This is a genomic window from Methyloparacoccus sp. NF-16 (assembly GCF_056880625.1).
In genome coordinates this window covers 2,375,872-2,385,036 of the sequence record NZ_CP174130.1, presented here as the reverse complement: position 1 = coordinate 2,385,036, position 9,165 = coordinate 2,375,872, and the positions used below count along the sequence as shown (strand labels likewise).

Genomic DNA, 9,165 nt, shown 5'->3' with positions numbered 1-9,165 from the left:
CGCACGCAACCGAGCACAGGCGGTGCGACCGAACCTGGAGAAGCTATGAACAAGTCCTTCCTGCAAGTCGATGTGTTCACGAGCCAGCCGCTCAGGGGCAACCCGGCTGCCGTCGTGTTCGATGCCGACGATCTCGATGCGCGGACCATGCAGCGGATCGCGCGCGAGATGAACCTGTCCGAGACGGTCTTCGTGCTGGCCCCGGAATCGCCCGACACCGACTATCGTGTGCGCATCTTCACGCCCTCCAGCGAGCTGCCGTTCGCGGGGCATCCCACCATCGCCACTGCGAGTGCTGTGCGTGCGCACCGTGGCGACCTGGCCGATGCAATTCTGCTGCGGCAGGCCTGCGGCATCGGCATCGTGCCTGTCGAAGTCCTTCCGACCGAGGGCTCGCCGATCTACTGGATGACCCAGGCCAGCCCGCAGTTCCGCAACACAGCCATCGGTCCTGGGGAAGTGTCGGCCCTGCTGGGCTGCGATGCGAACATGCTGGCCGCGATGCCGGTGGAGGTCGTCTCCACCGGCATCCCGTGGCTGATCGCCGAGCTGCGCAGCGTCGCCGCCCTGGCGTCGCTGCGTCCCAACCTGCCTCGCATCGCCGAACGCTGCCGCGCATCGGGCGCTGTCGGCGTGACCGTCTTTGCCGAGCACGAGGCCGACGCGCCGGTACGCTTGCGCCTGCGCACGTTTGCGCCAGGCGAAGGCGTGGCCGAGGACCCCGTCTGCGGGTCTGGAAACGGGTGTGTCGCGGCATTTCTGGCAAGGCACCGGCACGCATCGGCTCTCCAGGGGGGCTACCTTGCGGAGCAAGGCATCGAGATGGGACGCGACGGCCTGATCCATGTCGAATGGACGCGCAACAGCGAAGAACTGACGGTGCGCGTCGGCGGACAGGCCGTGACCGTCGCCAGCGGCACCCTGCATCTGTAGACGCGGCGGCACGTTGGGCCGCTCGGTCGCCCATGGCTTGCCATGGCACCTGCGCGGCGTCCCCGACGAAGGCCTGCGCTGCGACGCACGCGGTTGCCCAGGGCTAGATCGGATCGACGGCGGGACTGTCGTCACGCGAGAGCATGGCGCGTTCGATGAAGTGCTGCAGCGGTTCCGAGGGCTCGCTGTCCGGCCGCAACAGGTAGGTGGTCATGCATGCCGACGGGTCCGACAGGGGCCGCGCGATGATCTCGGGGTGACGGCAGACTGAAATCTGCGCCGCCGTGGCGAAGCCCAGTCCGTAGCCTGCGGCCACCAGCGTCAGCATCAATTCCAGTGTCGCGACCCGCTCTGCGATCCGTGGCTGGATGGCGGCCGTCCGGAGCAGCCGTTTGATCTGCCGGTACGCACCCTCGCAGGTTTCCGGGTGGCACTTGATCAGGGGATAGCGCAGCAGTTCATCCAGAGGGACCTGCCTGAAGGCCAGCAAAGGATGGCGCGTCGGAATGGCAACGAGGATGGGATCGGACCAGACCGCTTCGCACAGGATGCCCTCTCCAGCCTCGTCGGACTGCGCAAACCCGGCATCGAAAGTGTCGTCGCGCAACCCGCGCACTTGCGATGCGAGCGGCGTCTCGAACAGGCGGATTTCCACATCGGGCTCCTCCTCCCGGCACAGGGCCAGGAGTGCCGCGAGGCGTGTCTGCGCGATACCGTCCGACAGCGCGAGGCGCAGCATGCCGCGATAGCCCGTGGCGGCGGCCCGGACGTTGGTTCGTGCCTGTTCCAGCACCGCGAACACGCGGCGGGCATCTTCCAGCAGGACCTGGCCCGCCCAGGTGAGCTGGGTGCCGCGCCGATTGCGCTCGAACAGCGTGGCGCCGAGGTCGGACTCCAGCTCCCGGATGGTGCGCGACAGCGGAGACTGCTCGATATGGAGCCGCACCGCCGCACGCGTGAAGTGCAGTTCCTCGGCCACTGCCACGAAACAGCGCAGGTGTCTCAGCTCCATCGCGCCACCTACGCGTACGTGAGGCCGGGAGCTTGATTCACGCGAACGGCTCCTCGGGCGCCGTGCCGGACAGCAGCGCCGTGATCGGCAAGGGTTGGAACAAGGGCTCGCGACCGAGGAGCTTCAGGCCGCCAGGACCGCTTTCGAACAAGCGGCGCTCTTCGCGCGCGACGAACAGTTCGGTGCGATAGCCATCGCATTCGGGAAGTCGCTGTAGCAAGTCGCGGATCGCGTCGCCCGCCCAGGGCGTTTCGCTGTAGAACTGACCCAGCAGCCGGCCATGCCGGGAAATCACGAGGCGGTAGGCGTTCATGGCCGGACACTCCAGTCCATCGCGTGTATCGCCATCTCCTCCCAGCCCAGGCGCCGGGTGCGGGTCAGTTGCTCGGCGGTATCGCCGCAGGCGCGCTCGACGGCCTGAGGCATCTGTATGCCAAGCAGGCAATGGCCGGTCAGGCGCGCGGCGAAGTAGTCGCCGGCCCCCTTCACCACGCAGGGCACGTGGGGATGCTCGAAGAGGCGCGATACCCCCTCCCGCGTCTCCAGCAGCGTCTGGACGACGGCGCCTTCGGGATCATCCTGGACACTGGTCACCACCACCCATTGGGTGGGGCCGCGCAACAGCGCACGGGCGGCCTCACGGCAATCCGCCAGACCCTGCAGCGTTCTGCCGGTGACCTGTTCCAGCTCGAACCGATTGGGGACGAGGCCGTGGGCTTCTGGAATCAGCAGCGTGCGCCAGGCCTCGGCCATGCCGGCCGCCGCATACACGCCCTGGTCGTAGTCGCCAATGACCGGATCCAGGTGCAGGCGCAGTTGCGGGTGGCGCTCGCGCATCGTCGACCACCAGGATGAGAGGATCCGTGCCTGCGACGGCGAGGCGAGGAAGCCGACCTGCACAACGCGAGCGCACGCGGGGATGCCGCGCGCCTCCAGGTCATCCAACCAGCCAGCGAACCACGCGTCGGGCACCGCGCCGCCATGGACCGAGGGATAGTGCGGGGTGTTGCTGAGCAGCGCGGTCGGCACCGCGGTCGTAAGCAGCCCGCAGGCTTCCAACGCGGGAATCGCCGCGTTGTTGCCGACCCGCCCGTAGACCACCTGGGACTGGATGCTGATGACATCGATGGGCACAGGTTGGGTCACTGTCATTCAGGACGCACCCCCGTGTCCTGCTGCCGGTCCAGCCACGCGCCGATCGTGCGGTGGGCCGCAGCCTTCAGCGTTGCCCCATGCCGCTCGGCATCCGCGCGCAGCGTGCGCGGATCGATGCCGGCCTGGCCCAGCTCGCAGCAATGGCCGACCAACCAGCGTTCGATTCGGCTGGCATCGGCTTCCAAGTGGAACTGCAGACCCAGCACCCGGTTGCCGACCGCGTAGGCCTGTTGCGCGCAGCTTTCGGTGCTCGCCAGCAGTTCACTGCCCTCAGGCAGCTCGAAGCGGTCGCCGTGCCAATGCAGCACCAGCACGCCGGCCAGCGGTGCCAGCACCGAGCGGCGGCCCGCATCCGTCAGCGTCAGCGTCAGCGCGCCGAAGCCGATCTCCTTGAAGCCCATGGGGGCGACGGCGGCGCCGAGCAGGCGCGCGATCAATTGCGCGCCCAAACAAATGCCGAGCAGCGGCCGGCCGCTGGCCAAGCGCCGTTCGAGCAGACGCAGTTCGTCGGCAAGAAAGGGATAGGCCCGCTCGTCGAAGGCGCCGATCGGCCCACCGAGTGCAATGAGAAGATCGCTTGCCGCGGCCTCCTCACGGGCCAGGTCGTCGGTCGCGGGGTCGAGGTAACGCACGTCGAATCCACGCTCGCGCAGCAGCGGTTCGAGCGTGCCGAGGTCTTCGAAATGGATGTGGCGCAGGGCCAGGGCGGTCTTCATGCGATCTGCTCCGATGCGGTCGATGTCGCAGCCCGGTCGTCGTCGGGCCAGTAGTGGCTGTCCGGCGTCGCGCGAGCGCCGAAGATGGCCTGACCGACGCGCACGACGGTGGCACCTTCCTCGATGGCCAGCTCGAAGTCGCCGGACATCCCCATCGACAGTTCGTCCATGCCGATGCCCGCCGGCGCCTCCTGGCGCAGCCGATCACGCAGTTCGCGCAACAGCACGAAGCAGGGACGGACCCGCGCCGGATCGGCCGACAGCAACGCCAGTGTCATCAGGCCTCGCACGCGCAGGGTGGAGAAGCCCGGCAGCGCCCGGACGAAGCCGGCCACCTCGGAAGGCGGCAAGCCGAACTTGCTGGACTCGCCCGAGGTATTGACCTGCACGAACACATCCAGCGCGCGCCCTTCGGCTTGTAGGCGACGGTCCAGCGCCTCCGCCACACGCAGGCTGTCCAGAGCCTGGAACTCGCTGGCGAAGCGTGCCACGACCTTGGCCTTGTTGGTCTGCAGGTGGCCGATGACCGACCAGCGCAGGTCGGCGAGATCCACCATCGCTTCGGCCTTGCGCTGCGCCTCCTGCACCTTGTTCTCACCCAGGTCGCGGCAGCCGGCGGCGTAGGCCAGACGGATGCGCTCCTCCGGCACGGTCTTGCTGACCGGCAGCAGGCGCACATCGGACGGATCGCGTCCCGCGCGGGAGCAGGCATCGGCGATGCGCCGATGCACCGCCGCCAGATTGCGCCGAAAGTCCTCGACGCTGTGTGCGGTGGGCCAGGGATGCGTCTGCGCGTTCATGGACAAGGGGTTCTCCGTGCTGCTAACATTGTCATAGGACAAAATATACATTGTCACGGGACAAACGGGAATGGCAGAAAAGACCGCATCGGACATCTTTGAGCGCATTCGCCGCGAGGCACATGCGGGCCAGCTTGCCGCGGGCCAGACACTGCCGTCCGTGCGCGAGATGGCCGATCAACTGGGCGTCAACCGCAACACGGTCGCCGCCGCGTACCGGAAGCTGGTGGCCGCAGGCATTGCCGAGACGCTGGGGCGCAACGGAACGGTGATCCGGCAAGCGCCGCGTCTCGGTGAGCAGGAGGGCCTGCAGCCCGGCTCGGCGCTGGCGGATCTGGCCAGCGGCAATCCGGACCCGGCCTGGCTGCCCGATCCATTGCAGGCGCTGGCAGCCAGCGGCTACCGGCCCGCGCTGTATGGCCAGCCTGTACTCGACCCAGCACTCGAACGGCTGGCGCGGCAGTGGTTCGGAGCGGATCTCCGGGAGGGTGACGGTCTGGTGCTGGCGCATGGTGCGGTCGATGCGATCGAGCGTCTGTTGGCTGCCTACCTCGTCGCCGGCGACAAGGTGGCGGTGGAGGACCCGTGCTTCCTCGGCAGCCTCAACATCCTGCACAGCACGGGCCTGGCAGCGGTGCCCGTGGCCATGGATGCGCACGGCATGCGCCCGCAGGCGCTGGAAGCGGCGCTGGCCAATGGCGCCCAGGCGGTGCTGTGCACACCAAGGGCGCAAAACCCCACCGGCTGCGGCCTGAGCGAGCAGCGCGCCCGCGAACTGCGCCGCGTGCTCGCCCGCCATCCGCACGTGCTGGTGATCGAGGACGACCACTTCGCCTTGCTGTCCGAGACGCCGTACTTCTCCATCGCGCCCGCGGCCACCACGCGGCGGGCGCTGGTGCGCTCCGTGTCCAAGGGCTTCGGCCCGGACCTGCGGCTGGCCTTCATCGCTACCGATGCGGGGACCGCCGCAAGGCTCGGCATGCGACTGGCTCCCGGCACGACCTGGGTCAGCCACCTGCTGCAGGCGGCCGTGCGCGGCCTGCTCGGATCCGACGCGGCCATGGCGCGCCTGCATGCGGCCAAGACCGCCTACGCCATGCGTCGCAAGGCCCTGATCGATGCACTCGGCGCCGTGGGTATCGCCGCCAGGCAGCCCTGCGACGGGTTCAATGTGTGGATTCCGTTGCCGGAAGACCGTGACGTTCACCGCACCGCGCAAAGCCTCGCACGCTGCGGCTGGGCCGTGCGAACCGGCGATGCCTTCGCGATCGCGCCCGCGGCCCCCGCGCTGCGAGTCACGGTCTCGACGCTCGAACCCGGGGACGCGGCGCGCTTTGCCGCGCAACTGCGCGACTGTCTGGGGCGTGTATGAAGCCAGTCTGCATGGCATCGTGCCTGTCCTCTCGCGGGTCCGTCTGCGTACCGGTCCATGGCGCGCTACGGCGCCTGCAAGGCGGAGGCGACGCGAGCGGGCCAGGGGCGCCGTTCCAACAAGCCGGTCTCCCGTTCCCGCAGCGTCCGGCCGACCTGGCTCGCCTCGGTCACGGACGCGCGAAAGTCCCGGATCAGTTGTCGCGTCACCGGCCCCACGGGCCATTCGGTGGTCGCCGCGTCCTCGACCAGCGCCACCACCGGCTGCAGTTCGACCGAGGTGCCGGCGGTGAATACCTCGGAGGCGGCGCGCAGTTCGTCCAGCGTCACGGTCCGCTCCTCGACCCGCAGCCCGCGCTGGCGCGCCAGTCCCATCACGTGTCGCTTGGTGATGCCGTCGAGGAAGCAGGTCGGCAATGGGGTCACCAGCACCCCGTCATGGACCATCAACAGGTTGGTTGCCGTGGTCTCGGCGACCCGGCCTTCGCTGTCGAGCAGCAGTGCGTCGTCGCAACCCGCCGCTGCGGCGGCATGGCGCGCAAGGGTACCGATCATGTACAGCCCCGAGCACTTGGCCGCGGTGGGTGCCGTGTCGGGGCGGGGACGCCGCCAACTCGCCAGCTGCAGCCGGATGCCTTCCTCGGCGCGGCCCTGGGATGCCGCCGTGGGCCAGTCCCAGGCCGCGATCGCCACGTGGATGCGGGCGCGCGGCGAAGCGATGGAAACACTCTCCGCGCCGCGCCAGGCCACCGGGCGGATGTAGGCGTCGTCGAGCTGGTTGGCCCACAGCACCGCCTCGATGGCCTGTGTCAGTTCGCCTTGCGACCACGGCAGGTGGTAGTCCAGCAGCGCGGCGGACTGCTGGAAGCGTTCCAGGTGAGGCGCATTGAGGAAGACATGGCCGCCATAGGCGCGCATGCCCTCGAAGACGGCCCCGCCCATGTGCAGCGCATGCGTGAGCACGTGCAGGCGCGCCTCGCGCCAGGGCAGCAACTCGCCATCGAGCCAGATCAGGCCATCGCGATCGTCAAGGGAATTGAGCATGGTGCGCACCGCCGTACAGGTTGTCGATGGCGTCAGTGTGCGGCCGGTTCGCCGTCGGCACGAGTGAGCAAATCTCAGACGATGCTGAGTTTTGGTCCTCGTGTCGGCGAGCGTAGAGACGACGATTTCCGGTTTAATGAGTCCATGAACGACCAATGACTTCCAGGAGGGTGAATCCCCCATGCGCATCCCTGTCCCGTTGAATGCCTTGCGCGCCTTCGAGGCTGCGGCGCGCCATCTCTCGATCAAGGACGCGGCCCTGGAATTGGCGGTCACGCCCTCGGCGGTCAGCCACCAGTTGCGCACGCTGGAGGACATGCTCGGCGTTGAGCTGCTGCGCCGCATCGGCACGCGGCTGGAACTGACCAGCGCCGGCCGCCGGCTGGCGCCCGGCCTCAACGAGGGTTTTGCCCTGATCGCCGAGGGTGTGGGCAGCTTGCGCGAGGAGCGGCGCGACGGGCCCCTGCGCGTGAACATGCTGCCGACCTTCGCGACCAACTGGCTGTCGCCCCGCCTGAGCCTGTATCCGTTCGAGCGGCGCGGCTTCTCGCTGGACATCTCCACCACGCAGGACGACGTGGATCTGGCCGCCGGCGTGGCCGATGCCGGCATCTGGTATGGCGACGGCCAGTGGGCCGGCCTGCAGGCTGACCTATTGTTCGAGGCCACCATCGATCTGTACGCCCGCCCGGGCTTTGCCACCGGCTCGCGCCGGGAACGCCTCAAGCAGGTTGCGCGCGCCAACCTGTTCGTGTCACGGCATTGCCTCAGCTGGCGGCGCTGGATGGACAGCCTGCCCGGTGGACCGTTCGAGCCGGCTGTCGTGACCCGCGTGGACTCGGGCGGCCTGACGATGCAGGCGGCCGCCGATGGGGCCGGCGTGTCGATCGCTGTCTGCGAACTGGCCGAGAGTGCCGTCCGGCTCGGACGCCTGGCCTCGGTCTTCGACCACCCTGTGAGCGCGGGCGTCGGCTTCTGGCTCGTCTATCCCGAGGCGCTGTCCGAGGACCGACGGCTGGACAACCTGCGCGGTTGGCTGCGCGAGCAGGTCGATGAGCAAGCCCGGCACGGAGGGCAAGAACGGACGACGGCCGACACGGGCAGTGCCAAGGACGGGCCCGCGCAAAGCACCGCGTCGCCAGCGGCGAAGCCTCGATCCGCTGCCGCCTGCGCGAGCCCGGTGGCTTCAATGTCCTGACAGGGAGGAAGTGGGGTGTCTCGTCGATGGATCGGTTTCGTCATGGTTGTGCTCGCGGCGGTCTGCTGGAGTTCGGCCGGGCTGTTCGTCCGGCTGACGGATCTGGACGCATGGACCATCGTCGGCTGGCGTTCCCTGTTCGCGGGCCTGGCGCTGGCCGCGGTCTTGGCCTTGCGCGGACGCGGCGAACGAGGCAGCACGTTCGGTGCCGCTGGATGGGGGGCCACCCTCCTCGTATCGACGGCGACGGTGGCGTACATCGCCGCGCTGACACTGACCACGGTGGCCAACGTCCTGCTGATCTACGCCTGCCTGCCCCTGGTCGCTGCCGGCCTGGCGCGGTTGTTCCTGGGCGAGCCGCTTTCCCCGCGCGTCATCGCCGCCAGCGCATGCTGCCTGGCGGGCGTGGCGATCGTCGTGGGGGTCCCGACCGGCAGTGGCCATCTCCTCGGCAGCCTGCTTGCCTTGCTGATGACATCTGCGTTCGGTGGACTCCTGATCGTCGTCAAAAGCCATCCCGGGCTGGACATCGTGAAGATCAACACGTTTGGGTGCCTGCTCTGCGCCGTGGCGGCGCTGCCCTTCATGTCGCGGCAGATTCCTGACCCGAAGGCGCTGTCGAGCCTGGCGCTGCTGGGCATCGTCGCCATGGCCCTGGCCTTCCTGCTGTTCCTTGAAGGAGGCCGGCGCATTCCGGCGGGAGAAGCGGGACTGATCAGCCTGCTGGACGTGGTGCTGGGACCGCTCTGGGTGTGGCTGGCTTTTGGCGAGGCGCCCGGGAGCGGGGCTCTGGCGGGGGGCGCGCTGATCATTGCCGCGCTGGCCTGGTACCTGCGGCGCCCCCAGCGGGCCCCCGCCCCGGCGCGGCAGTCCGCCGCCGTCGCCGGATGCGGCGGGACAGAACGATGACGCCGACGCCTTGCGGAAGATGAGGGG

The 9,165-nt window shown here is 68.8% G+C and carries 10 protein-coding genes; 4 read left to right on the top strand and 6 right to left on the bottom strand.

Going from position 1 to position 9,165, the window contains the following annotated elements; all coding sequences use genetic code 11:
- Nucleotides 1-45 precede the first annotated feature (45 nt).
- Nucleotides 46-933: a PhzF family phenazine biosynthesis protein gene (locus tag ACH5N8_RS11375; RefSeq protein WP_483281381.1), complete on the top strand. Its 888-nt coding sequence runs from the start codon at nucleotides 46-48 to the stop codon at nucleotides 931-933.
- 103 nt (nucleotides 934-1,036) lie between these two features.
- Here ACH5N8_RS11375 and ACH5N8_RS11370 read toward each other — a convergent pair whose 3' ends face one another.
- Genes ACH5N8_RS11370 through ACH5N8_RS11350 form a run of 5 tightly spaced genes read right to left on the bottom strand, consistent with a single transcriptional unit; the run spans nucleotide 1,037 to nucleotide 4,616 of the window.
- A complete protein-coding gene (locus ACH5N8_RS11370; protein ID WP_021205427.1) occupies nucleotides 1,037-1,945 on the bottom strand; it encodes a LysR family transcriptional regulator in 909 nt (302 codons plus the stop codon).
- A 37-nt stretch (nucleotides 1,946-1,982) separates the two neighbouring features.
- Nucleotides 1,983-2,258 (bottom strand): hypothetical protein, encoded by a 276-nt coding sequence (locus ACH5N8_RS11365; protein WP_483281380.1) that lies wholly within the window; start codon nucleotides 2,256-2,258, stop codon nucleotides 1,983-1,985.
- Nucleotides 2,255-3,097, bottom strand: a complete 843-nt coding sequence (locus tag ACH5N8_RS11360; protein ID WP_483281379.1) for a PfkB family carbohydrate kinase — start codon at nucleotides 3,095-3,097, stop codon at nucleotides 2,255-2,257. Before ACH5N8_RS11360 ends, ACH5N8_RS11365 begins: the two co-directional genes overlap by 4 nt.
- On the bottom strand, nucleotides 3,094-3,816 hold the full coding sequence (locus ACH5N8_RS11355) for a glutamine amidotransferase (protein ID WP_483281378.1): 723 nt from the start codon (nucleotides 3,814-3,816) through the stop codon (nucleotides 3,094-3,096). Before ACH5N8_RS11355 ends, ACH5N8_RS11360 begins: the two co-directional genes overlap by 4 nt.
- Nucleotides 3,813-4,616, bottom strand: a complete 804-nt coding sequence (locus tag ACH5N8_RS11350) for a YggS family pyridoxal phosphate-dependent enzyme (RefSeq protein ID WP_146537902.1) — start codon at nucleotides 4,614-4,616, stop codon at nucleotides 3,813-3,815. Before ACH5N8_RS11350 ends, ACH5N8_RS11355 begins: the two co-directional genes overlap by 4 nt.
- Before the next feature lie 70 nt (nucleotides 4,617-4,686).
- On the opposite strand from ACH5N8_RS11350, the gene ptsJ reads away from it, so the two are divergent.
- Nucleotides 4,687-5,988 carry a MocR-like B6 salvage transcription factor PtsJ gene (gene ptsJ / locus ACH5N8_RS11345; protein WP_483281377.1) on the top strand — a complete coding sequence of 434 codons (1,302 nt, stop codon included), beginning with the start codon at nucleotides 4,687-4,689 and terminating at the stop codon, nucleotides 5,986-5,988.
- A 65-nt stretch (nucleotides 5,989-6,053) separates the two neighbouring features.
- Here the strand turns inward: ptsJ and ilvE are convergent, their stop codons facing one another.
- On the bottom strand, nucleotides 6,054-7,031 hold the full coding sequence (gene ilvE, locus ACH5N8_RS11340; protein WP_009463302.1) for a branched-chain-amino-acid transaminase: 978 nt from the start codon (nucleotides 7,029-7,031) through the stop codon (nucleotides 6,054-6,056).
- 181 nt (nucleotides 7,032-7,212) lie between these two features.
- Between ilvE and ACH5N8_RS11335 the strand changes: the two genes are divergently transcribed.
- Nucleotides 7,213-8,229 carry a LysR substrate-binding domain-containing protein gene (locus ACH5N8_RS11335; protein WP_025513300.1) on the top strand — a complete coding sequence of 339 codons (1,017 nt, stop codon included), beginning with the start codon at nucleotides 7,213-7,215 and terminating at the stop codon, nucleotides 8,227-8,229.
- Between the two features lie 15 nt (nucleotides 8,230-8,244).
- A complete protein-coding gene (locus ACH5N8_RS11330; RefSeq protein WP_483281376.1) occupies nucleotides 8,245-9,138 on the top strand; it encodes a DMT family transporter in 894 nt (297 codons plus the stop codon).
- The last annotated feature ends 27 nt before the right edge of the window (nucleotides 9,139-9,165 follow it).